The sequence below is a fragment of the Amycolatopsis oliviviridis genome, assembly GCF_014654365.1.
Classification (GTDB): domain Bacteria; phylum Actinomycetota; class Actinomycetes; order Mycobacteriales; family Pseudonocardiaceae; genus Amycolatopsis; species Amycolatopsis oliviviridis.
The window spans coordinates 185,865-208,567 of sequence record NZ_BNAY01000003.1 but is presented as its reverse complement, the minus strand read 5'-3'; the positions used below and the strand labels follow the sequence as shown (position 1 = coordinate 208,567).

The following is a 22,703-nucleotide window of genomic DNA, read 5'->3' as shown; positions in this document are numbered from 1 at the left end:
CGTGGACGGCTGGGAGATCGTCACCGAGGAACGCTTTCACCTCGCCGAGGGGGCTCGCTGGCATCAGGGCCGTCTGCTGTTCGTGGACCTGCGGAACGGAAACCTCTACACCGCGGGATCGCGAACACGGCGGCTGCTCAGCCTGGGGACCTCGCTCGGCGCGGTGGCGCCGGTGGCGGGCGGCGGCTGGATAGCGGCCGCGGGCTCCGGGATCGCGCTGATCCGGGACGGCGAGGTGGCCTGGCTGGCCAGCGCCGGACAAGCGGGCGAGATCCGGATGAACGACGCGGTCTGCGATCCCTATGGCCGGTTCTGGGCCGGCAGTATGGCCCTCGACGGCAGGGTGGGTGCCGGTGCGCTCTACCGGGTCGACCCCAACGGCTCGGCGCACCAGGTGCTCACCGGCCTCGGCGTGCCCAACGGCCCGGCGTTCACCGCCTGCGGAACCCGGATGTACCTGGCCGACAGCGCGCGCGGGACGATCCGCCGGTTCGAGGTCGACCCGGTGTCCGGCTCGCTCGACGCCTCCGAAGTGTTCGCGCGATGGCATAGGGGCGAGGGGAAACCGGACGGCCTCTGCGTGGACGACGACGACCATCTCTGGGTCGCCGTCTGGGGAGCGGGGGAGGTCCACCGCTACGCGCCCGACGGCAGGCTGGTCCGCCGGATCCGCGTGCCGACCGCGCAGCCGACGAGTGTCGCGTTGGGTCAAGGCGCCCTCTATGTGACGACCGCGCGGTATCGGATGGATGAACCGGATCCGCTCGCGGGCGCGGTCCTGTCCCGCCCCAGCCTGGTGTCCGCTCCGGCCGCGATTGCCTATCAGATGGGTTCTGAGCTGCAAGAACAGTGCTGAACCGGGTTCGCGAAAGATCTTGGCGCCGACCCTTGAGTTCATTTCGTATATCGTCTACTTTCATACCATCCAAGACCCCGATGAGGTGGTGACGCCATGATTGAGCCCGTGGTGGCCGAAAGCGGCCCGAAAACGGTTGAGGAGTCCACAGTGGACCGGAGGACGATGGTGGCAGGCACCGTCGGCACGGTCATGGAGTGGTACGACTTCAACCTCTACGGCCTGGCTTCGGCCCTGATCTTCGGGCCGCTGTTCTTCGGCTCGGGCTCCGTCGGCGGCACACTGGCCTCGTTCGCCACGTTCGCGGTCGGGTTCGCCGCCCGGCCGATCGGCGGTGTCCTGTTCGGACACCTCGGCGACCGGATCGGCCGTAAGCAGGTGCTGCTGGTGACGATGCTGGCGATGGGGGTGTGCACCACGCTCATCGGTGTCCTGCCGACGCACGCCGTCGCCGGGATCTGGGCGCCGATCCTGCTGATCGTCCTGCGGGTCGGGCAGGGGATCGCCGTCGGCGGCGAGTTCGCCGGAGCGACCCTGCTGACGGTGGAGAACGCCCCGCCGGGAAAGCGCGGCCTCTACGGTGCCATCCCGGCGATGGGGACCGGCGCCGGGTTCGTCCTGGCCAGTGCGGTGTTCGGGCTGGTGTCGCTGCTGCCCGAGGAGCAGTTCACGACGTGGGGATGGCGGATTCCGTTCCTGCTCAGCGTTGGGCTCGTGCTGTTCGGGCTGTGGGTGCGCACCGGTATCAAGGAAACGCCGGTGTTCGCCGACCTGACCGAACGCGGCGAGGTCGCCCGGTTCCCGCTGCTGGTCACGTTGCGCCGTCAGCCGGGCGCGGTGGTGCGGACGATGGGGATCACCATCTCCGGATTCGTCTGGGGCTACCTGATCCAGGCGTTCGCGCTGTCCTACGCGACCAAGACACTCGGCTTGCCCAAGTCCACGATGCTGTGGGCGATCGCCCTGGCCTCCGCGCTGGAGATCGTCGCGATCCCGTTCTGGGGCTGGCTTTCCGACCGGATCGGGCGCCGTGTCACCGTGACGATCGGGCTGGTGCTGACCGTCGCCTATGTGTTCCCGTTCTTCGCGCTGCTGGAGACGAAGAGCACTCCGCTGGTGTTCCTCGCGATGGTGCTGGCCATCCCGGTCTGCAAGGACATGGTGTTCGGGCCGCAGGCCGCGCTGGTGGCCGAGCAGTTCAACGCCAACGTCCGCTATTCCGGGGTGAGCGTTGGACGCGAATTCGGCGGGGCGATCTTCGGCGGCACCGCCCCGTTCGTCGCCACCGCCCTGCTCGCGGCGACCGGCTCAATCGACATCGTCGCCCTCTACGTCGTCGCCGGATGCGTGCTGACCCTGATCGCCGTCTTCGCCGGACGCGAGACCGCGAACCGCGACCTGCGCGACGCCTGACCCTTTCTCGAAATCCTTGGGAGCACCGGGATGACTTTGCGTATCGCCAAAATCGAAGCGCTGGCGTTGTCAGCCAGCTTCGACGACCTCTACGACTCGCCGGACGACGTTCCGTCCTGGCTGAGATTCCCCGCCGCCAGCCACCATGTCCTGCCCCGCCGGGGCCAGTACGCGACGCTGGTGAAAGTCCACGCCGAGGATGGCACGGTCGGAATCGGCGAATGCTATGGACTGCCCGCGCCCGAGGTCACGGCCACCGTCGTGTCCTCGGTGCTCACTCCGCTGCTGCTCGGCCAGGACGCCCTGGCCGGGACCGCGGTCTGGGAACGGCTGTTCCAGGGCCAGGCCGCGGGCGGCCACAACCGCGGCTTCTACCTCGAAGCCATCGCCGGCATCGACCTCGCGCTGTGGGACCTGCGGGGGAAGCTCGCAGGCGAGCCGGTGCACCGGCTGCTCGGCGGGCCGGTGCGCGAACGCGTCGACTGCTACGCCAGCCCGGTCGCGCTGCATGCCGACCCGGACGACTCGGCCGAGCACGCCCGGCAGTATGTCGACGCCGGTTTCCGGGCGCTGAAGGTGAAGATCGGGCGCGGTGCCCGGACCGACAGGGCGCATCTGAGCGCCGTGCGGGCGGAAGTGGGGGAGAGCGTCGAGATCCTCACCGACGTCAACTGCGCCTACGACCTGGACGAGGCCACCAGGGTCGGTGCCGTGCTGCGTGACCTGGACATCGCCTGGTTCGAAGAGCCCTTGCAGGTCGACGACGTCGCCAACCTGGCCGAACTCCGGCGGCGCACCGGCCTCACGATCGTCAACGGGGAGACCCACTTCACCCGCTTCGATCTGCGCGACTCGCTGGTGGCCGGGGCGATCGACGTGTTCATGCCCAACGTGGCCCGCTGCGGCGGGATCACCGAGGCGACGCGGATCGCGGCTCTCGCCTCGGCCTTTCACGTCGACATCGCCCCGCACGGCGTCGGCTCGGGAGTCAGCCTGGCCGCCGCGCTCCAGCTCTGCGCGGCGGTGCCGAATCTGCGCACCTACGAGTACAACCGCCTGCCCAACCCGATCCGCGAACGCATTCTCCGCAACCCGCCCGAGTTCCGGGCCGGGGCCCTGTCCGTCCCCCAGGGCCCCGGCCTCGGCGCCGAACTGGACGACGCAGTCGTCGACCACTACACGATCGCGAGGTTCTGACATGAACGCTTTCGACCGCCGCTCACTGTTGCGCGGCGCGGCCGCCGCCGGAGTCGCCGGCACCGCATTGTTTCTGCCCCGCTGGGCCGAAGCCGCGACATCCGGCAGCTACACCATCCGCTTCGACCAGCCCGCGAAACAGACCATCCTCGGGCTGGGCTTCGAAATCCAGTCCGACTCGATCGGCTCCGGGAACAACGGGCTGCCCGAGAGCCACAGCAGCGTCCCGTACGACCTGGTCGAGTCCGAACGCACCCGGTTTTACCAGCAGATGCTCAAGATCCGCGACGACCGTGGCTTCCGCTACTGCCGGCTGGCGCTTGGCCTGTACTACCGCGGCACCGATCCCACCGGCAAACACCTCAAAGGACGGTGGCCGGGGCAGACCGCGCTGCTGGCCGACATGATCGAGCAGGCCGGAATCGAGGGCATCTCCGCCGAGTACTGGTCGCCCGCGCCCGGCTGGAAATCGAACAATTCGTTCGTCAAGGGCGCGCTCAAATCCTTCGCCCCCGCCGATCTGGACGCTCTCGGCGACGCGATGGTCGGTGACCTGGACTACCTGACATCGCAAGGTGTCCCGGTGTCGATGTGGGGCCTGCAGAACGAACCGGTCTTCGGCGATACGCCTTACTCATGCTGCGTCTATACGGCCGAGGAGTACCGCAAGACCTTCGCCGCCGTCGCGCCGAAGATCCGTGCCAAGTACCCGGACGTGCTCATCCACGCCGACAGCCTCGACGGCTGGGGCGGCAAAGTACGGAGTCGCACTCAAGGGCGACTCGGCGGCGATGTCCTATGTGGACGCGTGGACCTATCATCGGATCGGATCCGATTCCAACGACCAGCTCACCAAGGACTTCACTTCGGGCGCACTGGGCAGGCCCGTGTTCAACAACGAGTTCGAGTACCTCAACGGCACCATGACCGATTGGCGCTGCATCAACACCGCCCAGTCGATCATGAACTGGATGACCTTCCAGAATTCGCCGACCTGGTTCTGGCTGCACGCACTCAAGCCCACGACGAACTCCGAGGCGGAGACCTACGCGCTCGGTTTCTGGCGGCCGCCGTCCGACACCGATTTCAGCCGCTACCCGCATATCAAGCCCGGGCACTGGGACTTCAACCCGCGCAACTGGAACGCGGTCGCCGGGTTCGTCAAGTACATGCCATGGAACTCGGTCCGCTACAGCGTCGACGAGTCGGCGAAGCTGGGCGACCAGCGGATCATGGCCTGGAAGACCCCGCAGGGCAAGCCGGTGTTCGCCATCACCAACCGTTCTACGAGCGCTTTCACCTACACCGTCGACACCCAGACCGCGTCGTCCTTCGAGGGACACCGGTTCGGCCCGGCCACCCACGACCTCAGGCTCGGGCTCAAGACCGGCCCGTCCCTGACCCTGACGGTCCCGCCGTCGTCCATCGAGTTCTGGGTCCGCCAGTGACCACGGAATGAAGGAATGGACCCTCCGCCGCGGCGGAGGGTCCATTCTCTTGTCCGATCAGCGCGCTGTCGTCCAGCGCTGGTTGACGCCGCCGTCGCAGTCCCAGAGCAGCAGGCGCGTGCCGTCGGCGGTGCCGCCGTTCTCGACATCGAGGCAGCGCCCCGATTTCGCGTTCTTCAGCGTGCCATCACCGCCGTGGGTCCACTGCTGGGCGGTGGTGCCGTTGCAGGTGTAGAGCTGGACGACGGTGCCGGCCGCGGTCGCGCCGCCCCGGATGTCCATGCACTTGCCGAGCGCGCGAACCGTTCCGTCACCGGGAATGCTCCAGGTCTGCGCAGCCGTGCCGTTGCAGCCGTAGTGCTGCAGGGCGGTGCCGTCGGCGGAGTTCCCGTTCGTCACGTCCGCACACTTGCCGTAGCCGGACTTGAGCGGTCCGGCCTTGCCGTGCAGCATCGTGAGGATGCCCGCGGCGGACCAGCTGAAGTTGCCGGTGTTGACACCCGTGCCGGTGGCCGAGTTGTACTTCTCCCAGATCGGTTCGTCACCGTCGAGAAGACCGTACGAATTCGCGAAAAGCTTGGCGCGCAACGCCTCCGCGTCCCCGCCGAACCCGTAGGCCTCGAACCCCTCGACACCGAACGCGACCTGGTCGGGCCAGGCGCTGCCGTGTGTGTAGTGGCCGGGCTGGTACTCGGGGTGGTTCTTGGGGATCGGCGGGAACGGGACGTGGGTGTTGAACTGTTCCGGGTCGAGCAGCGTCCGGCGGACCGTGTCGGCCTGCGCCGGGGTGGCCGAGCCGGAGAACAGCGGCACCATGCCTTCGATGCCCTTGCCGACCTCGGTGTAAGGCTTCCCCGTTCCGATCCGGGTGTCGTAGAAGTAGCCCGAAGCCGGGTCCCACATGGTGGTGCGGATCTTCTCGTCCAGCAACCCGGCGTGATCCGTGTACGTCTTCGCCTCGCCGGTCTTGCCCAGCGCGGTCGCGATCCGGGCGAGGGAGCGGTCGTTGCGGGCCATGAAGGCGTTCAGATCGACAGATTCCTGATTCAGCGTGTACCCGATGAACGTGCCGTCCGCGTTCGTGTTGCGCAGGGCCTTCAAGCCCTTGCCGAAGTCGAAGCGAGGCTCGGCGTCCATTCCGCTTTCCCACGCGGCGGCCAACCGGGCGGCATCCTCCGAATCGTTGCCCGGATCGCTGGTGGCGCCGTATTCCAGAACGCCGTTGCGATCGTGATCCCGGTTGCGCAGCCACCAGTCGCGCTCGGCGACCAGCTTGCCGTACAGCTCCTTCAGGAAGTTCTTGTCCCCGTCGGTCTCGAAGATCTCCCACACCGCCCAGCCCGCCAGCGGCGGCTTGGTGTTGCGCAGGTTCGAATGGCCGGTACCGGTGGCCGGATCACGGAAGCCGACGACGTCGGGCAACATGCCCGCCTCGTTGCCCGCCTTGATCTGATGCTCGAACTGGGCCCGCACCACGGACTTCGCCAGCTCGGGCGAGAACTTCGCGGCGCCAACGGCCTCCTTGAACGAATCCCAAGGCCAGTAGCCGCCCGCGTAGAAGCGGTGACTCATCGACGGGACGATGCCGCCGTGGCTGTTGCGTCCGCCCGGCCCCCGCCAGTTGCCGATCAAGGTCTCCACCGCCTTGACCGCGAGCCTCCGCCGTTCCGGCGCGACGCCGCGGACCGCGCGTTCGACATACCCCTGCCAGCGTCCATCCACCTGGGAGGCCACGGTGTCGGGAGAGGCCAGCGCGTCCGAGAGCGCCTTCTCTTCACCAGTCCGTTCCTTGTCGGTGAAGGTGAAGGACTCCGCCCAGGTCAGACGCGACGGCTTGGACGAGACACCGAGCGCGTCGGTCCTGGTGGTGACATAGCCGTCCCCATCGACCTTGGTGCTGACCGGTTCCGCGTGACGGACCGTGAAACGCTCGGTCCCGTCGGCGTAGAACGACTCGCCCTTCGCCGGAGCGAACCGGACCTCCACGCCACTGGACGTCCCCGCGACGCTCGGGGACGAGCGTGCGGGTTCGGCGCCGGGCCGCAAAATCTCACCGGCCCACGAGACCTTGAGATCCCGTGGCGTGGACGAGGAGATGTCCGCGACGACGAGCGCGGTGTGTTGCGCGGCGAACCGGAGCGTGAGGTTCACCGTCACGCCGTCGACGGCGTAGCGCTGGGTCAGCCGTCCGGGGTAGGAGTGGGCTTCGGGTGCGGGCAGGGCCAGTTCCTTGCCGGACGACGCGTCGGTCAACCGGATCCGGGAGAAGGCCTTGCTCAGGAACCACGGGAACTCCTGGGCCATGTACCACGGGCCGGTGAACCCGCCGTACGAGGCCGAATCCCCGGAAGCAGGCAACCCATAACCGTGATACGAGCCTTGGTCCGCGAACGGGCTCAACTTGCTCGCGAACCCGTTGTCCGCATCGGCCGGCGTGCCGGTGCGGTCGATGACATCGGCGAAATCGGCGAGTGGCGGGCTTTCCGGAACGGCCTGTGCGGCCGGAGGACCGGTGGCGACGACGATGGACGAACCCACCGCCGCGGCCGCGACAAGGCTCAGCAGGGAGCGGCGCATATCTGTACTCCAGACGTAGAGCTGCAGGGATGGCGGCGGACGCTACGTCTGTAGCCTTGGGTTGTCTAGACCTTTCCGAGGGTATTTTGGCGCACGATATACTAAAGTTGGAGGTTCGCTGGTTCGCAGCGCGGCTGCGCGATGAGCTCCCGCGTTTGCGGCACCCGCGTCCCGAACGCCTTTGCTGGCTGGGCTATCCGGTGGCTGGGGCGACGACCATGGGCGGGCGCAACCGTGATCGCTAGATCCCCAGAGTTTTCTCGAGCTGAGCGACGGCGTTGTGGTGTGTTCCGATGGCGGGATCCATGATCCACAGTTGCTCGGTGGCGGGTCGAAATCCGAGTGATGCCCAGGTGTGGCGTATTTTTTCGAGCGCTGGTTCGAAGGCCGCGTCGTCTTTGAGCAGGTCGCGGTCGAGGTCGATGGGGAACGGTAGTACGGCCACGAGTCGTGGGTCGGCACAGATCCAGCGGAGCAGGCGACCAGTGAGTAGCCGTCCGACGCCACCGAGGCCGCGCCAAGCCGGCGCGAGCCGTACTCGGTCGATGATGACGACGTGGCTGCCGAGCGACTCGACCTCGTCTTCGAGATCATCCCGGAGCGTGACGAAGCCGAATTGATCGCGGCCACCGAAGAGTGGGATGAATTTGGCGTAGTCTTCGCTGCGGGCATCGAGCGCGTCATGTACGCCTTCGACCCGCTGGAGGTCGACAGTCAGACCGTTGGCTTCGAAGATCTTGATTTCGAGGCTGTCGTCGGATGGTTTTGTCGAGAGCGCAGTGCCTTCGATTTCGTGCCACGGGTTGATGCCGTCAGCCTCGTCCTCGTCCGGGAGGACTCGTACGGTTGCGCTGGCCCACCAATCACTTGTTCCGGGGTCGGTTTCGTCGCCGCCCACGAGGTTTGCCTGGTTGTGCAGGTGAAGTTCGACCCACTCGAGCTGGGCACGTAGTTGCTGCGCGAGGTCTGAATCCTTTTGGGGTGCGGCCATAAGACGTTACTACTCGGCTTTCGCCACCAGCTCAAGAAGAGCGCACTCTGGTCTGACGAATCGGTCAGCGTCAGGGAGTCGTGATGAACGAACGTGGTGTGTGGAAGCGGTGTGGGTGTGTCGATCAGGAGACAGGACGTCGGTTTGGTCCTCGGTGTCCGCGGCTGCCGGTGCGGGGGCACGGTAGCTGGTATTTCACGGTGGAGTTGCCCGGACGTCGGGATGGCGAGAGGTGCCGGTTGCGGCGCGGCGGATTCACCTCACGGGCGGCAGCCACACAAGCTCGGCGGTATTGGCGGGGTGAGGATGTTGATCCTGATCTGAGTTTGGTGACGGTGGGGCAGTGGCTGGATATCTGGCTGGCGACTCGTCATACGATCCGTCCGGCGACTCGGGCGATCTACACCCAGCACGTCCGGGACTACTTGAAGCCTCGCCTCGGCAACGTGGTGCTGGCAGAGCTGACGATCGGGCGGGTGCAGGCGATGTTCACCGGGCTGCTGCGCGCGAATGCGACGCGGGCGCGGCCGTTGTCGGCGGCGACACTGCAGCGGATGCGGGAGGTGCTGCGTGCCGCGTTGAACGGTGCCATCCGGCGAGGGCTGATCACGAGCAATCCGGCGCGCTGGGTGGAACTGCCCTCGCCGCGGCGACCGCGTCCGGTGGTGTGGACGGACGCGAGGGTGGCGGTATGGCGGGCGACCGGGGAACGTCCACCGCTGGCGGTCTGGACGGCTGAACAGACCGCGGCGTTTCTCCAGTTCACCGGGCAGCATCCGCTGCATCCCTTGTTCCATGTCGCGGCCTTGACCGGGCTACGGCGTGGCGAGGCCCTTGGCCTGCGCTGGTGCGATCTCGATCTCGACGAGGCGACTTTGACGGTGACTCATCAGATTCAAGAGCGGGACGGGCAAGCGGTAGTGTGCCTGCCGAAGACCGCGGCCAGTGGCCGCACGGTGTCGTTGGATCGAAGCACGGTAGCTCTGTTGACTCGGCTGCGTGCCTCTCAACTCCAGGCGGGCGGAGGTGCTCCGGACGGTTGGGTCTTCGCGCATGAGAATGGGCAGCATTAGAGCCCGAGTTACGTATCGCATTCGTTCCGTCGGCTCATCACCAAGTCTGGGCTGCCGCCGGTACGTTTCCACGACCTCCGTCATGGTGCGGCGACGCTGTCGCTGGCCGCGGGGAACGATCTGAAGACGGTGCAAGCGCTGCTGGGCCACGCCAGCATCGTCCTGACGGCGGACACCTACACCAGCGTGCTCCCGTCCCTCGCCCACGCCAGCGCAGAAGCGACCGCGAGCCTGGTTCGGCGAGCCGGCTACGAACGCGGTCAGAAGATCTGCAGGTCGCGCGCCACTCGTGGTCGACAACAACGAGGCCAGGGCGGCGGACGAGGTCCGCGCCTCATTCATCGTGGAGGAACATTTGACGGGGCTCACGGTGGCCCCACCTCGGGCTCACACATCAACAAAGCCCACCGACGACACCCCTGAAAATACAGGAAAATCGTTGGTGGGCTTTGATTTCTTACTGTGCGCCATCAGGGACTCGAACCCCGAACCCGCTGGTTAAGAGCCAGCTGCTCTGCCAATTGAGCTAATGGCGCCTGCTTGTTCCGCCGCTTTGGTGTTCCCCTTGGCGACGTGGAAAACATTAACACAGGGTTGCTGGGGCCCGTTTCAGGGGGGTCCCCTAACGACGGGCCGGGACGGATTCGGCCATCCGGCCGCAGGCGTTGCACCCGGTCAGGCAGACTATAGCCAGACGTTGGGGTTGGTACCACGCGAAACGGGCGGCGTGCATGAGGGTCTGGGGAGCGACAGGGCGGTCGCGGGTGGCGTTGGTGGCTTTGGTGGCCGGGTTCACACTGGCCGCGTGCACCAGTACACCGTCGGGTGAAACACCGTCTCCGGGTGGCGCGCCCGGTGGCTCGCAGCAGAGCGGTGCGCCCGCTCCCGCGCCGAAGCCCGCCGCGATGACGCTGACTCCCGCGCAGGGTGCGGCGGACGTGGCGCCCGGCGAGCCGGTCACGGTCGCCGTCGCCGACGGCAAGGTGGGCGAGGTCAAGCTGACCGGCGCCGACGGCAAGGTCGTCGCGGGCAAGCCGAAGGAGGACGGTTCGGGCTGGGAGTCGGCGGAACCGCTCGGCTACGGCAAGACCTACACCGTCACCGCGGCCGCGACCGGGACGGACGGCAAGCCGGTCACCGCGACCTCGACGTTCTCCACGGCCAAGGCAGGCAAGCAGATCGGTGTCTCGATCAACCTGGTCGAAGGGGAGACGGTCGGGGTGGGGCTGCCGTTGATCTTCACCTTCACCGGCAACGTGCCGGACAAGGCGGCGACGGAGAAGGCGCTGAAGATCGTCACCGAGCCGCAGGCCGAGGGCGCGTTCCACTGGTTCGGCGAGAAGACCGTGATGTGGCGGCCCAAGGAGTACTTCAAGCCGGGCACGAAGATCTCGGTCAACGCGGCGATCTACGGCAAGAACCTCGGCAACAACACCTTCGGCCGCGAGGACAAGCCGGCCAAGGTGGTCGTCGGCGACAAGCTGGTCGCGACGGCGGACGGCGGCACGCACCAGATGAAGGTCGTGGTGAACGACCAAGAGGTCAAGCAGATGCCGATCTCGATGGGCAAGCCGTCGAGCAGCACCCCGGCCGGGACCTACACGGTGATGAGCGAGCACACCGGGTACACGATGGACTCGAGCACCTACGGCGTCCCGACGGACAGCAAGGCCGGTTACCGGACGTTCGTGAAGTACGCGGTGCGGATGTCGAACAGCGGCATCTTCTACCACTCGGCGCCGTGGTCGGTCGGTTCGCAGGGCAAGCGGAACGTGAGCCACGGCTGCATCAACCTGTCGACCGAGAACGCGAAGTGGCTGATGGACACGTCCAAGAAGGGCGACATCATCACGGTCACGAACTCCGGCCCGCAGGTGCTGGAGCCGACCGACGGCTGGTCGGTGTGGCAGATGTCCTGGGACGACTGGAAGACCGGCGGCGACCGGAACTGACCCGATGTCATGAGGGGTCCCCTTAGGACGACCGCCGTCCCAATGGGACCCCTCAGTCATTTCCGGGACAGGGCGCTTTCGAGTCCGCGGGCTCAACGCTCACGACATCGAGCGTGGTCACCCACGGCACCGAACGGATGGGGGTCCGGGGGCGCAGCCCTCCGGCGGGGGCTTGGGGGCTCGGCCCCCAAAGAATGGCGAAACCCCAGTCTGGTGGAGGGCCCGCCAGGGCCCGACCAAACTGGGGTGATGGGGTGAGCGACGGGTTTCGAACCCGCGACCTCCTGGACCACAACCAGGTGCTCTACCAGCTGAGCTACGCCCACCATCGCCGGGCTCGGGAAGCTTCCCATCACCTCGGCCGCACTATATTAGCGTGCCCGTTTCGGGGGCTCGCAACGGGTTACCGTTCGTGGCGTTCCTGCACTTCAGCGGCCGCGGCCTTGGCCTGTTCGGTGGTCGGGCCGGGCTGGGGGACGAAGGCGACGCGGCGGTAGTAGTCGAGCTCGCCGATGGATTCCTTGATGTCGGCGAGGGCGCGGTGCGCGAGGCCCTTCTCGGGCTTGGCGTAGTAGATCCGCGGGTACCAGCGCCGGACGAGTTCCTTGACCGACGAGACGTCGACCATGCGGTAGTGCAGGTGCTCGTCGAGGGCTGGCATGTCGCGGGTGATGAAGCCGCGGTCGGTGGCGATGGAGTTGCCGGCGAGCGGGGCGACGTTGGCCTCGGGCACGTGCGCGCGGATGTACTCGAGGACGCGCTGCTCGGCTTCTTCCATGGTGACCGTGGAGCGCCGGACCTCTTCGGTGAGGCCGGAGCGGGCGTGCATCTCGCGGACGACCTCCGGCATGCCGTCGAGGGTTTCGTCGTCGGCGTGGATGACGATGTCGACGCCTTCGCCGAGGACGTTGAGTTCGGCGTCGGTCACCAGCGCGGCTATTTCGATCAACGCGTCCTTGCCGAGGTCGAGCCCCGTCATCTCGCAGTCGATCCAGACTAGGCGGTCGTTCACCCCGAAACCCTAACCCGACCCGGGGATTCACGACGCGCGACGTGCGGGTTCGGCGCGTTGCTGGCAGCGTGTGCATCCTCAGGTGAGCCATATCACAGACCAGGGAGCGACAGTGGCCGAACAGGGTCCAGCCCAGGAGATCGCGCAGGGTTACGTGAGCGAGGGGGCCGCGGTGGAGCTCGGCGCCGTCGTGATCGACGGCAAGGCCGACGCCGGGGCGGCGGTCCGGCTGCCACTGGCGACGCTGAACCGGCACGGGCTGGTCGCGGGTGCGACCGGTACCGGCAAGACGAAGACCTTGCAGCTGATCGCCGAACAGCTGTCGGCCGCGGGAGTGCCGGTGGTGCTGGCCGACGTGAAGGGCGACCTGTCGGGCCTGGCCGCGCAGGGCGAGAGCAACGACAAGATCGCCAAACGCGCGGAAGAGCTGGGTGACGCCTGGGCGCCCGCCGCGTTCCCCGTGCAGTTCCTGTCGCTGGGCACGGGCGGCAAGGGGGCGCCGATCCGGGCGACGATCACGAGTTTCGGGCCGATCCTGCTGTCGAAGGTGCTGGGGCTCAACGAAACCCAGGAGTCGACGCTCGGCCTGATCTTCCACTGGGCCGATCAGCGCGGCCTGGCGTTGCTGGACACCAAGGACCTCCGTTCGGTCATCACGCATCTGACCAGCGACGAGGGCAAGGAGGACCTCAAGGGCATCGGCGGCGTCTCGGCCGCGACGGCCGGGGTGATCCTCCGGTCGCTGTCCAATCTGGAGGCCCAGGGCGGCGAGGACTTCTTCGGCGAGCCCGAGCTGGACGTCCACGACCTGATGCGCGAGGTCGACGGCAAGGCGATGGTGACCCTGCTGGAGCTGGATGACCTCCAGTCGAAGCCCGCGCTGTTCTCGACGTTCCTCATGTGGCTGCTGGCCGAGTTGTTCGAGGAACTGCCCGAGGAGGGCGACCTCGACAAGCCGAAGCTGGTGTTCTTCTTCGACGAGGCGCATCTGCTGTTCAACGGCGCGTCGAAGGCGTTCCTGGAGCGTATCGAGCAGACCGTGAAGCTGATCCGGTCGAAGGGCGTCGGCGTGTTCTTCTGTACGCAGCTCCCGACGGACATCCCGAACAACGTCCTGTCCCAGCTGGGCGCGCGGGTGCAGCACGCGTTGCGCGCGTTCACGCCCGAGGACCAGGCGGCGCTGACGAAGACGGTGAAGACGTACCCGAAGACGAAGCACTACGAACTGGACTCGGCGCTGACGTCGCTCGGTATCGGCGAAGCGATCGTCACCGTGCTTTCCGAGCGGGGCGCCCCGACGCCGGTCGCGTGGACCCGCCTGCGCGCGCCGCGTTCGAAGATGGGGTCCATCGGCGCCGAGGCCATCTCCGCGGCGACGGCGTCTTCGGATCTGCACGCGAAGTACGCCGAGACGATCGACCGCGAGTCGGCCTACGAGAAGCTCGCCGCGAAGGTGGCGGCGCCGCCCGCCGGTGAGGCTCCGCCGCCGGAAGCGCCCCCGGCTCCAAAACCGGAGAAGGAAGCGCCGGGGATGGTCGAACAGGCGATGAGCAACCCGGCGGTGAAGTCGTTCCTCCGGTCGGCGGCGAGCGCGCTCGGACGGGAGATCACGCGCGGCCTGTTCGGGAACCGGAGGCGGTGAGGAATACCTGACGCGATCTGTCAGGTATGACCGGCAGACTCGGCGCCATGACCAACACCGCGACAGCGTCGTTCACTGTGGACGGCTGGGATCCGCAGTCCACCGAGAAGCCCGAAGGCACCGAGTTCTCGCGTGTGCTGCTGACCAAGACGTTCACCGGAGCCGTCGAGGGGACCAGCGCCGTCGAGATGCTCGCCGCGGTGAACGAGACGTCGTCTGCGTACGTCGCCTTCGAACGGCTGGCCGTGTCCGTCGACGGGCGTAAGGGCGGCTTCGTCCTCCATCACTCGGCGGGGGAGAACGGCCATCACCTGATCGTCTTGCCGGGCTCCGGTCACGGCGAACTGGCCGGCATCACCGGAACGGCGGAGATCGTCCAGGACGACGAGGGCAACCACACCTTCACCCTCACCTACGAACTCTGAAAATCCGTGAAGGCCTCCTTCCCTACCCTGAAGGTAGGCAAGGAGGCCTTCACGGACATCGCCTGCTGGGCCGCCCCCTGACAGCGGTCCAGACGGCCGGGTCAGCCGACGATCTGATCGACGATCTTCTTCGCGTCGTTGATGGGGATCGCGAAACCGATGCCGATGCTGCCGGTCGAGGTCGGGTTGTACAGCGCCGAGTTGATGCCGATGAGGTTCCCCTGCGCGTCCACCAGCGCCCCGCCCGAGTTGCCCTGGTTGATCGGGGCGTCGGTCTGGATCGCGGTGTAGCTCGGCCCGGCTTCGTTCGTGGTCCTGCTGTACGGCGAACGCCGCTCCTGGCCGCTGCTGAGCTCGTCGAGCTTGCGGTTCAGCGCGCTCACGATGCCGGTGGTCACGGTGTTCTGGAGGCCGCCGGGCGAGCCGATCGCGACGACCTGCTGGCCGACGGCGAGCTTGCTGGAATCGCCGAGCGAAGCCGGGGTCAGCCCGCTCGCGCCCTTCGCCTGGATCACGGCGATGTCGGCCTTCGTGTCGGCGCCGACCACGCTCGCCTTGTACTGCTTGCCGTCCGAAAGGGTGACGGTGACGTCGCCTTGGGCGTCGGCGACCACGTGGGCGTTGGTGAGGATGCGCCCGTCCGCGGTCAGGATGACGCCGGAGCCGACGGCCTCGCCCTGCGCGGTCGTCACGTTCACCTGGACGACGCTCGGCGTCACCTTCGCGGCGACCCCGCTGACGTCACCCGAAGTGGTGTTCCCGACCGGCTGCCCGGTGGCGACCGTGGACGAACCCGTGCCCGACGCCGCCGACGCGGGGCCGAAGCCGACGAGCGCCGCGCCGCCGACCCCGCCGACGAGGGCGGCGGCGAGCGCCGTCGCGCTGACGAGGACGGCGACCCGGCCGCCCTTCTTACGAGGCGGCGGGACGGGCGTCTGCGCCTGGGCCTGCTGCGGCGTGAAGAGCGGATTCGGCGCGGCCTGCCAAGGGGTGTAACCGGGGTACTGCTGCTGATGCGGCGGCTGGTGCCCACCGGTGGAGGCGGGGCCGGGCCGACTCTCGTTCTCGGTCATGGAACAAGATTCGCGCCCGTAGTTGTGAACGGCCTGTGGAAAACCCCTTGGCTTTGCTGAGAAGAATCAGCTGAGAAATCTCAGCGTTTCCTCAGTCGAAGAACGCGGGTACGTCCAGCGCCCCGCCCGAGGCCTCGAATTCCTCGTGCACGGCGGCGCGGAGTTTCGCGTCGGCCAGGTAATCGACGGCGGTCAGCGCCAGCCCCAGCGCGCCGTCGACGACCGCGCGATCACCGTCCGGGGAACCGGCCGCGGCCGCGAACTCCTTGGTGTGCAAGGCGGTCGTCGGTCCGGCGATGGCGATCATCGGGTGGATCGCGGGCATCCGGTAGGAAAGGTTGCCGAGATCCGTCGAACCGGTGAGGAATTCGGGAACGATGCCCGGCGGCAGCGGTTTGCGGCCCGCGTCGACCTGATGCACCGACCAGCGTCCGGCGAGCGTGGTGTTGAACCGGATCGGCAGGTACGCGGGCTGGGCGTCCCACAGCAATTCGACGCCGCAGCCGGTCATCTCCGCCGCGCCGCGCGCGATCGCCGAAACCCGCTCTGCGAGGTCTCGCAACGTGTCCGGCTGCGCGGACCGGAGGTAGAACAGCAGCGCCGCGCGTTCGGGAACGACGTTCGGCCGCGCGCCGCCGTCGGTGAAGACGCCGTGGACGCGGTCGCTGGAGGGCAGATGCTGCCGGAGCGCCGCGACACCCTGGTATGCGGCGACGGCGGCGTCGAGCGCGTTGCGTCCCATGAACGGCTGGGCCGAAGCGTGCGCGCCGACACCGTGGAACACCATCTCCAGCTGCCGCCTGCCGAGGAACGGGTGCATGGCGATGTCGTGGCTGAACGGGTGCAGCATGACCACGGCGTCGACGTCGTCGAACACGCCCGCGCGGGCCAGGGTCTCCTTGCCGCCACCGCCTTCCTCCGCCGGCGTGCCGATCAGCGAGACCCGGCCGCCCAGCCGTTCGGCGACCGCCGCCGCGCCGAGGAAACCGCCCGCGCCCGCGGTGCAGATGACGTTGTGGCCGCAGCCGTGGCCGAGCCCGGGAAGGGCGTCGTACTCGGAGAGGACCGCGATGTGCGGGCCGCTCCCGGGCGTGCTCGCGACCAAGGCGGTGTCCAGCCCGCCCGCGCCGATCGTCACCTCGTGGCCGTGCTTCCGGAGCAGGTCCCCGAGCGCGCGGACCGAGCGGTGCTCGGCGAAACCTTCTTCGGGATGGGCGTGCAGGTCTTGGCTCAGCCCCACCAGATCCGCCGTCAGCGCGCGGATCCCGGCGCCGACCGCGTCCCTGGTGGCCGGGTCCGCGCCCTCGTGTGGCGAGCCGAGGGGTTCGGCCGCGGCGACGGCGTCCGCGGTCGCGTCGACCAGCGAACGGAGGTAGCTGTCGTCGGGGGGAGTCGGCGAAGCGTGCTCAGAGCGGATCATTTCCGGATGTTAACCGGTAGCTCGCCGGTGACGATCTGCGTGACGCCGGAGTACCGCTCGCCGACGTGCTCGAAGCCGCGCCGGAACAGCTTCAGCGCGATCTCGCCGCGGTCGAACATCCGCTGCCCGCTCAGCCTGCCGAGGAAGGTGTCCGCCAGCCGCATCGGCTGGTCGCTGTGCCGGGCGCTGGTCAGCAGCACCAGCGAACCACCGGGTTTCAGCACGCGGGCGAAGGAGTCCAGCGCCGCGTCCGGGTCGGCGAACATGTGCAGCGCGGCGAAGCAGCAGACGGCGTCCACAGTGGAATCGTCGAGCGGGAGGTCGACGGCGTCCGCGCGCAGGTAGGTCACGGTGGCGGGATTGGGCTCGGAAAGTGCCTTCTCCAGCATGGTGACCGAACCGTCGAGCCCGATGGACAGCCCGTCCGGGCCGACCGCCTCACCGAACGCGCGGGTGAACCGGCCGGTGCCGCAGGCGACGTCCAGCGCGACCCGGCCGGGGCCGAGGCCGAGCGCTTCGATCGCGATCCGGATCTCGTCCGCCATGCTCGGGCCGGTCAGTCCTTTCGCGACCCTGCCCAGCGTCGGGCGCCAGTACCGCTCGTAGATCATCGGCACGGCCGAAGTGCGCATCAGCCGCTGGGCGAGCCCGGTCGGCGGCCCGGCCTGCGGGATTTCGCCCAGCAGATCGAGGAAACCCTTGTCCGGCCCGGAGGTCGTGGTGCCCGGCCGAAGGAGGCTCGAAAGACGTTCGCGATGGTCCGGCATGGCTGCTCCCTTCACGGTGTCACCCGAGAATCTGCCATGACCGGTCCGTTCGCGACATTCCCGCCGCCGCGACCCGAAACTGTCGGTGGTCGTCTCTAACGTCCTGGGAGTCGCCGTTCCCCAGCCGAAGGAGCCCGGAAATGACCGGCTCGATCCTGCAGCACACCGCCTCGACCACGCTTCGCATCCCGGTGCGCGGTCCGTTCGATCTCGACAAGTCCATCCGGTTCCTGACCGACTTCCCGCCCGCGTGCCGCGGCGACGCCGCCGCCGAACCCGGCACCCTGCGCTTCGCGTTCCCCGCCGAAGCGGGCTGGGAGCATGTCGGCGCGGCCGTCAGACAGAGATCGCCCGGTTCGATCGAAGTGGAGGTCTTCGCCGAGGAAGGGCTCGCCGTCGAGGTCGGCGCCCAGGTGCGGCGGATCCTCTCGGTGGACGTCGACGGTGTCGGCTTCGCCAAGATCGGCACCGCGGATCCGGTGGTCCGCCGCCTGCAGCAGACGTTCCCCGGGCTGCGGCCCGTCCTGTTCCACTCGCCGTACGAAGCGGCCTGCTGGGCGATCCTCAGTCACCAGACGCGGATGTCGCAGGCCGCCGCGGTGAAACGACGGCTCGCCGAGGAGTTCGGCAGGCCGGTGGACGTCGGCGGGAAGGTCCTCATGTCGTTCCCGGCGCCGGACGTCCTGGCCGGGACGGAAGCCGGGCGGGGACTGCTGGAGGTGAAGGCCGAGCGGCTGCGCGCGGTGGCCAACGCCGCCAAGGACGGTCTGCTCGACGCCGCCTATCTGCGCGCGATGGCGGTCCCGGACGCGTTGCGCTGGCTGCAGCGCTTGCCGGGGATCGGCCCGTTCTCGGCACAGCTGATCCTGATCCGGGGTGCCGGGCATCCGGACGTCTTCCCCACAGACGAGCCTCGGGTGCAGGAGGCCATGCGCGTCGCGTACGACCTGCCGGAGGCGCCGCCCGAGGAACTGGAGGAACTGTCCGCGGTGTGGCGGCCGTTCCGCAGCTGGGTGGCCTTCACCCTGCGGAACGACCGGAGTCTCGCACGTGCGGGAGCGGAGGTTCGATGACCGCCTGACACAGGACATATCCGGCTTGTGGTGAGCTGGTGAGGTGAGCTCGTCTCCCGCCGAAACGGTTTCCGACATCGCCCAGTCCACCCCGCCCGGCACGATCACCCTGGTCACCGGTGGTCTCGCACTGCTCGTGGTGCTCTCGGGCAGGCCCTGGCGGATCGCCCGCAACCTGATCACGCTCGTCCACGAGGCGGGCCACGCGCTCGCGGCGGTGCTGGTCGGCCGCCGGCTGCAGGGCATCAAGCTGCACTCGGACACTTCCGGGGTCACCGTCTCCCGCGGCAAGCCGGAAGGGCCGGGGATGGCGTTCACCGCGCTGGCCGGGTACCCGGCGGCCGCGGTGCTCGGACTGGTGTTCGCCGGACTGCTCTCGTCGGACCTGATCACCGTCGTGCTGATCGTGATGGCGCTGATGCTGCTGGGCGTGCTGGTGATGGTGCGCAACACCTACGGCGTGTTCGCCGTGGTAACCAGCTCGGTGGTGCTCGGGCTGGTCGCGCTGGTGGCGCCGTCGTGGTTCCAGGCGATCTTCGTCTACCTGCTGACCTGGTTCCTGTTGTTCGGCGGCGTCCGGCCGGTGGTCGAGCTGCAGATCAAGCGGCGCCGGGGCGGGGCGAGGGATTCCGACGCCGACCAGCTCGGCAGGCTCACCGGGGTGCCCGCGGTGCTGTGGGTGCTGGTGATGGTCGTGCTGACGGTGAGCTGCCTCTTCGCGGGCGGGTTGTGGCTGCTGGAGCCGACCGTCGCCTGACCGGGGCGGTACGGCAGACTGATGGCTCGTTCCGCGCGGAAGGAGTCGGAGATGGACGAGGTCGCCAAGGCCGTCGAGGAATGCGCTCGATCGGCGAAACGGGCCGCGCCGTCACTGGCCGCCGCCTCCGCGGAGGCGATCGACGCCGCGCTGAACGCCATGGCGGACAAGCTGGTCGAGCACGCCGACGTCGTGCTCGAAGCGAACCAGGCCGACATCGCCAAGGCGCGCGAGGACGGCATGAGCGCGGGCCTGCTCGACAGGCTCACCATCACTCCCGAGCGCCTGACCGGCATGGCCGAGCAGCTCCGTCTCCTGGCAGGCGCGCCGCATCAGGAGCGGTCCGTCGACGTGTCCACTTTGGACGGCGGGCTGCGGCTGGTGGAACGCCGTCGTCCGGTCGGCGTGATCGGCGCGAACTACGAGGCGCGCCCGAACGTCACGGTCGACGTCGCCTCGCAGCTGGTGAAGTCGCGCAACGGCGGCGTCCTCCGCACGGGTTCCGCCGCGCTCGGCTCGGCCCAGCGCCTGCGCGAGACCGTGATCGCCCCCGCACTCGCCGAAGCGGGCATCGACCCGGACGTCGTCCAGCTGGTGCCGCGCGCCGAGCGCGAGGCGGCTTCCGCGCTGGTCCGGTTCCCCGACCTCGTGCCGCTGGTCATCCTGCGCGGCAGCGGTGACAGCACCCGCGCGCTGGCCACCGAGGCGGCCGTCCACGGCGTCCGCACGCTGGCCCACGCCGACGGCGGCGGTGTCCTGTATGTCGACGAAGCGGCCGACACCGACAAGGTGCGTGACCTGGTCTTCAACAGCCTCGACAGGCTCGGCGTCTGCAACCGGCTGAACCTGCTGCTGATCCACGAGGACGCCCACGACCGCGTCTGGCCCGGCATCTCCGGCGCGCTCACCGAACGCGGCGTGACGCCGTCGCTCGCGCCGCACGAGCACGCCATCGGCTACGAATGGGCGCTCGACTCCGACCGCGAAGCAACCGTCACCGTCGCGAAGGTCGCGAGCCTGCCCGAAGCGGCCGAGATCGCCAACGAGCGCACCTCGGGCCTGGCCGCCGGCATCGCCACCGAAAGCAGCGAAGCCGCCGACGCGTTCTTCGACGCGTATACCGGCACCGGTGTCTTCTGGAACGCGCCCACCCGGCTGCTCGACGGCTTCAAGCTCCTCGCCGTCCCCGAGACCGGCATCAACCTGGACAAGGTCCCCGGCCCTCGCGGCCCGGTCACCTACACCGACCTCTACGTCCGGCAGTACGCCGTCCTGCCCGCCTGACCTCGGCCTCGCGGAGGCGATAGCAAAGGTCCCTTGCTCTCCCCGGCAGGGCTGTCAGCGGCGTCGGCGCCGCTTGGGCCGGGGCGGCAAGGAGTCCGCGGTGGCGTCCTCGACCTCGTCCGGAACAGGTTCCGGGGCGGGAGCGGTCTCGGCCAGCCCCAGCATCTCCGCGGCGAGCTGCTGCGAGGACGCGAACATGCCCGCAGGCCGTTCTTTCGCCCGGCGCAGCGAAGAGGGCCGCAGCCGGTTGTACCCCCGCACCGAAACCGGCCGCCGCGTGCGCACCTCGTACTGCGGGAACGCCAGGAGTTCGGTGGCGAGCTCCTTGTCCACCAGGATGGTGCCCGGCCGGGCGGTCGAGGTGAGGCGGGCGGCGAGGTTCACGACCGAGCCGTAGACGTCGCCGAACCGGCTGAGGATCCGGCCCGACGCCAGACCGGCGCGCACGGAGGGCAGGGTCTCGTCGGCGTCGGAGCGTTCGGACAGCGCCAGGGCGATCTCGGCGCCGTCGACGGCGGAATCGGCGACGAACAGGACCTCGTCGCCGATCATCTTCACGATCCGCCCGCGGTGATCGGCGACCACTTCGGTGGCGACGGATTCGAACCGGTCCAGGATGTCGGTCAGCTCGTCTTCGCCGACCTGCCTGGTCAGCCGGGTGTAGCCGACCATGTCGACGAACCCGACGACCTCGGTCCTCGCTTCGAGGTCTTCGTCCGGCAGGGCCATCGCCCGGCCGGCGTAGGCGGCGAGGTGGCGGCGCCAGACGAAGTCCTGCACCTTCTGCAGTTCGGGCAGCAGCCTCTCGACGAGCCTGCCGATCTGGCGTTCGCTGCTGCCGATCTCCTTGTTCTCGGTGATCATCGTCCACAGCATGTGGACCTGCCATTCCGCGAGCCGCGAAAGATGCTGGCCCAGCGCGCGCGTCACCGCCAGCTCGATGCTCGGATCGATCATTCCCGAGCTCATCAGCTGGTCCGCCGTGCGGATCGCGTCCACGTCGGCGTCGGTGAAGACGACCTCGTCGTCCTCGACGGTCGCGAAGCCCAGCGCACGCCAAAGCCGCCGAGAGCGTTCCTCGGGAACGCCTGCCTTCTCGGCGACTTCGAGCCGGGTGTACTTGCGCTTCCCGCCGAGCAGGATCCGTTCGAGGCGCTGCTGCAGCGCGTCGGGCGAGATCTCGCCGGGTTCGGGCATATCAGGTGGTGTGGACGATGAGCACGTCCACACCGGACTTCCGCGCGACCTCGGACGGCACGGAGCCCAGGATGCGGCCCGCGAGCGTGTTCAGCCCGCGGTTGCCGACCACCAGCAGGTCCGCGGAACGCTCGGCGACGACCTTGCGCAGCGAGTCGACCGGGTCGCCGACGACCGCGGCGGTTTCGATGTTCTTGGCGCCGGCCTTCCCCGCCCTGTCGCGGGCGGACAGGAGGGTGTCCTCGGCCGGGGCCGAGCCCACCACCTGGTACGCCTCGTCACCGAGGACGTCCTGCGCCTTCTCCACGTCGCCCTTGTTGGCGGGGTAGTAGGCGCACACGATGACCAGGGTCGCTCCGGAGTCCCCGGCGACGCCCGCCGCCCGGTCGACCGCGGCGAACGAGGAATCCGATCCGTCCGTGCCCACGACCACGGTCCGATATGCAGCCATCCGCAACCTCCACCGATCTGACAGCCCGCACCTGCGCGCGAGCAGCGACGATAACCGCTCGCGGACGGCCCCGCAGGCCGTCGTGAGCTCGGTCG

The 22,703-nt window shown here is 68.4% G+C and carries 20 protein-coding genes, 2 tRNA genes and 1 pseudogene; 12 read left to right on the top strand and 11 right to left on the bottom strand.

Annotated features, from left to right (window positions below; all coding sequences use genetic code 11):
• Position 1: 1 nt before the first annotated feature.
• The 3 genes from IE302_RS14060 to IE302_RS14050 all read left to right on the top strand — a co-directional run bounded on the left by IE302_RS14060 (position 2) and on the right by IE302_RS14050 (position 3,466).
• Positions 2 to 856 carry an SMP-30/gluconolactonase/LRE family protein gene (locus IE302_RS14060; protein WP_191254970.1) on the top strand — a complete coding sequence of 285 codons (855 nt, stop codon included), beginning with the start codon at positions 2 to 4 and terminating at the stop codon, positions 854 to 856.
• A 96-nt stretch (positions 857 to 952) separates the two neighbouring features.
• Positions 953 to 2,269, top strand: coding sequence for an MFS transporter (locus IE302_RS14055; RefSeq protein WP_191254969.1), 1,317 nt, complete (start codon positions 953 to 955; stop codon positions 2,267 to 2,269).
• A 30-nt stretch (positions 2,270 to 2,299) separates the two neighbouring features.
• Complete coding sequence (locus tag IE302_RS14050; RefSeq protein WP_191254968.1) at positions 2,300 to 3,466, top strand: mandelate racemase/muconate lactonizing enzyme family protein; 1,167 nt, start codon at positions 2,300 to 2,302, stop codon at positions 3,464 to 3,466.
• A gap of 22 nt (positions 3,467 to 3,488) precedes the next feature.
• Here the strand turns inward: IE302_RS14050 and IE302_RS14045 are convergent, their stop codons facing one another.
• The gene (locus IE302_RS14045; RefSeq protein WP_191254967.1) at positions 3,489 to 4,040 is read right to left on the bottom strand and encodes a hypothetical protein; all 552 of its coding nucleotides are present in this window, start codon (positions 4,038 to 4,040) and stop codon (positions 3,489 to 3,491) included.
• A 217-nt stretch (positions 4,041 to 4,257) separates the two neighbouring features.
• Between IE302_RS14045 and IE302_RS14040 the strand changes: the two genes are divergently transcribed.
• A complete protein-coding gene (locus IE302_RS14040) occupies positions 4,258 to 4,914 on the top strand; it encodes a glycoside hydrolase family 30 beta sandwich domain-containing protein (RefSeq protein ID WP_191254966.1) in 657 nt (218 codons plus the stop codon).
• Positions 4,915 to 4,971: 57 nt separating this feature from the next.
• On the opposite strand, the gene IE302_RS14035 is transcribed toward IE302_RS14040, so the two are convergent.
• On the bottom strand, positions 4,972 to 7,491 hold the full coding sequence (locus IE302_RS14035; RefSeq protein ID WP_191254965.1) for an MGH1-like glycoside hydrolase domain-containing protein: 2,520 nt from the start codon (positions 7,489 to 7,491) through the stop codon (positions 4,972 to 4,974).
• Between the two features lie 241 nt (positions 7,492 to 7,732).
• Entirely contained in the window at positions 7,733 to 8,482 is a 750-nt protein-coding gene (locus IE302_RS14030) for a hypothetical protein (RefSeq protein WP_191254964.1), read from the bottom strand.
• Positions 8,483 to 8,817: 335 nt separating this feature from the next.
• On the opposite strand from IE302_RS14030, the gene IE302_RS14025 reads away from it, so the two are divergent.
• On the top strand, positions 8,818 to 9,555 hold the full coding sequence (locus IE302_RS14025; protein WP_191254963.1) for a site-specific integrase: 738 nt from the start codon (positions 8,818 to 8,820) through the stop codon (positions 9,553 to 9,555).
• Between the two features lie 18 nt (positions 9,556 to 9,573).
• A pseudogene (locus IE302_RS14020) lies at positions 9,574 to 9,978 on the top strand (tyrosine-type recombinase/integrase); the annotation flags it as partial.
• 40 nt (positions 9,979 to 10,018) lie between these two features.
• Here the strand turns inward: IE302_RS14020 and IE302_RS14015 are convergent.
• A tRNA-Lys gene (locus IE302_RS14015) sits at positions 10,019 to 10,091 on the bottom strand.
• 195 nt (positions 10,092 to 10,286) lie between these two features.
• Here IE302_RS14015 and IE302_RS14010 point away from each other — a divergent pair.
• The gene (locus IE302_RS14010) at positions 10,287 to 11,507 is read left to right on the top strand and encodes a L,D-transpeptidase (protein WP_191254962.1); all 1,221 of its coding nucleotides are present in this window, start codon (positions 10,287 to 10,289) and stop codon (positions 11,505 to 11,507) included.
• A gap of 250 nt (positions 11,508 to 11,757) precedes the next feature.
• Here the strand turns inward: IE302_RS14010 and IE302_RS14005 are convergent.
• Together IE302_RS14005 and orn are read right to left on the bottom strand one after the other, a co-directional pair.
• Positions 11,758 to 11,833, bottom strand: a tRNA-His gene (locus IE302_RS14005).
• A gap of 77 nt (positions 11,834 to 11,910) precedes the next feature.
• Positions 11,911 to 12,519 (bottom strand): oligoribonuclease, encoded by a 609-nt coding sequence (gene orn, locus IE302_RS14000; protein WP_191254961.1) that lies wholly within the window; start codon positions 12,517 to 12,519, stop codon positions 11,911 to 11,913.
• Between the two features lie 112 nt (positions 12,520 to 12,631).
• On the opposite strand from orn, the gene IE302_RS13995 reads away from it, so the two are divergent.
• Both IE302_RS13995 and IE302_RS13990 read left to right on the top strand, forming a co-directional pair.
• Positions 12,632 to 14,161 (top strand): helicase HerA-like domain-containing protein, encoded by a 1,530-nt coding sequence (locus tag IE302_RS13995; protein ID WP_191254960.1) that lies wholly within the window; start codon positions 12,632 to 12,634, stop codon positions 14,159 to 14,161.
• A 47-nt stretch (positions 14,162 to 14,208) separates the two neighbouring features.
• Entirely contained in the window at positions 14,209 to 14,586 is a 378-nt protein-coding gene (locus tag IE302_RS13990) for a DUF3224 domain-containing protein (protein WP_191254959.1), read from the top strand.
• A 101-nt stretch (positions 14,587 to 14,687) separates the two neighbouring features.
• Here IE302_RS13990 and IE302_RS13985 read toward each other — a convergent pair whose 3' ends face one another.
• The 3 genes from IE302_RS13985 to IE302_RS13975 form a co-directional block, all read right to left on the bottom strand.
• Positions 14,688 to 15,659 (bottom strand): trypsin-like peptidase domain-containing protein, encoded by a 972-nt coding sequence (locus IE302_RS13985; protein WP_191254958.1) that lies wholly within the window; start codon positions 15,657 to 15,659, stop codon positions 14,688 to 14,690.
• Positions 15,660 to 15,750: 91 nt separating this feature from the next.
• On the bottom strand, positions 15,751 to 17,079 hold the full coding sequence (locus IE302_RS13980; RefSeq protein ID WP_191254957.1) for a M20 family metallopeptidase: 1,329 nt from the start codon (positions 17,077 to 17,079) through the stop codon (positions 15,751 to 15,753).
• Complete coding sequence (locus IE302_RS13975) at positions 17,076 to 17,846, bottom strand: class I SAM-dependent methyltransferase (RefSeq protein ID WP_191254956.1); 771 nt, start codon at positions 17,844 to 17,846, stop codon at positions 17,076 to 17,078. The genes IE302_RS13980 and IE302_RS13975 overlap by 4 nt, the downstream gene beginning before the upstream one ends.
• Before the next feature lie 140 nt (positions 17,847 to 17,986).
• On the opposite strand from IE302_RS13975, the gene IE302_RS13970 reads away from it, so the two are divergent.
• Genes IE302_RS13970 through IE302_RS13960 form a run of 3 tightly spaced genes read left to right on the top strand, consistent with a single transcriptional unit; the run spans position 17,987 to position 20,960 of the window.
• The gene (locus IE302_RS13970) at positions 17,987 to 18,919 is read left to right on the top strand and encodes a DNA-3-methyladenine glycosylase family protein (protein WP_191254955.1); all 933 of its coding nucleotides are present in this window, start codon (positions 17,987 to 17,989) and stop codon (positions 18,917 to 18,919) included.
• Between the two features lie 43 nt (positions 18,920 to 18,962).
• Positions 18,963 to 19,676, top strand: a complete 714-nt coding sequence (locus IE302_RS13965) for a M50 family metallopeptidase (RefSeq protein WP_191254954.1) — start codon at positions 18,963 to 18,965, stop codon at positions 19,674 to 19,676.
• A 51-nt stretch (positions 19,677 to 19,727) separates the two neighbouring features.
• Positions 19,728 to 20,960, top strand: a complete 1,233-nt coding sequence (locus IE302_RS13960) for an aldehyde dehydrogenase family protein (RefSeq protein WP_191254953.1) — start codon at positions 19,728 to 19,730, stop codon at positions 20,958 to 20,960.
• Positions 20,961 to 21,014: 54 nt separating this feature from the next.
• Here the strand turns inward: IE302_RS13960 and IE302_RS13955 are convergent, their stop codons facing one another.
• The gene (locus IE302_RS13955; protein ID WP_191254952.1) at positions 21,015 to 22,157 is read right to left on the bottom strand and encodes an adenylate/guanylate cyclase domain-containing protein; all 1,143 of its coding nucleotides are present in this window, start codon (positions 22,155 to 22,157) and stop codon (positions 21,015 to 21,017) included.
• Position 22,158: 1 nt separating this feature from the next.
• On the bottom strand, positions 22,159 to 22,608 hold the full coding sequence (locus tag IE302_RS13950; RefSeq protein ID WP_191254951.1) for a universal stress protein: 450 nt from the start codon (positions 22,606 to 22,608) through the stop codon (positions 22,159 to 22,161).
• Between the last annotated feature and the right edge of the window lie 95 nt (positions 22,609 to 22,703).

What these genes read in the sequence shown, in the direction of transcription:
- IE302_RS14055 (WP_191254969.1), top strand. Translation starts at nt 953, where the DNA reads ATGATTGAGCCCGTGGTGGCCGAAAGCGGCCCGAAAACGGTTGAGGAG.
- IE302_RS14050 (WP_191254968.1), top strand. Translation starts at nt 2,300, where the DNA reads ATGACTTTGCGTATCGCCAAAATCGAAGCGCTGGCGTTGTCAGCCAGC.
- IE302_RS14040 (WP_191254966.1), top strand. Translation starts at nt 4,258, where the DNA reads ATGTCCTATGTGGACGCGTGGACCTATCATCGGATCGGATCCGATTCC.
- IE302_RS14035 (WP_191254965.1), bottom strand. Translation starts at nt 7,491, where the DNA reads ATGCGCCGCTCCCTGCTGAGCCTTGTCGCGGCCGCGGCGGTGGGTTCG.
- IE302_RS14030 (WP_191254964.1), bottom strand. Translation starts at nt 8,482, where the DNA reads ATGGCCGCACCCCAAAAGGATTCAGACCTCGCGCAGCAACTACGTGCC.
- IE302_RS14010 (WP_191254962.1), top strand. Translation starts at nt 10,287, where the DNA reads ATGAGGGTCTGGGGAGCGACAGGGCGGTCGCGGGTGGCGTTGGTGGCT.
- IE302_RS13990 (WP_191254959.1), top strand. Translation starts at nt 14,209, where the DNA reads ATGACCAACACCGCGACAGCGTCGTTCACTGTGGACGGCTGGGATCCG.
- IE302_RS13985 (WP_191254958.1), bottom strand. Translation starts at nt 15,659, where the DNA reads ATGACCGAGAACGAGAGTCGGCCCGGCCCCGCCTCCACCGGTGGGCAC.
- IE302_RS13980 (WP_191254957.1), bottom strand. Translation starts at nt 17,079, where the DNA reads ATGATCCGCTCTGAGCACGCTTCGCCGACTCCCCCCGACGACAGCTAC.
- IE302_RS13975 (WP_191254956.1), bottom strand. Translation starts at nt 17,846, where the DNA reads ATGCCGGACCATCGCGAACGTCTTTCGAGCCTCCTTCGGCCGGGCACC.
- IE302_RS13970 (WP_191254955.1), top strand. Translation starts at nt 17,987, where the DNA reads ATGACCGGCTCGATCCTGCAGCACACCGCCTCGACCACGCTTCGCATC.
- IE302_RS13960 (WP_191254953.1), top strand. Translation starts at nt 19,728, where the DNA reads ATGGACGAGGTCGCCAAGGCCGTCGAGGAATGCGCTCGATCGGCGAAA.
- IE302_RS13955 (WP_191254952.1), bottom strand. Translation starts at nt 22,157, where the DNA reads ATGCCCGAACCCGGCGAGATCTCGCCCGACGCGCTGCAGCAGCGCCTC.
- IE302_RS13950 (WP_191254951.1), bottom strand. Translation starts at nt 22,608, where the DNA reads ATGGCTGCATATCGGACCGTGGTCGTGGGCACGGACGGATCGGATTCC.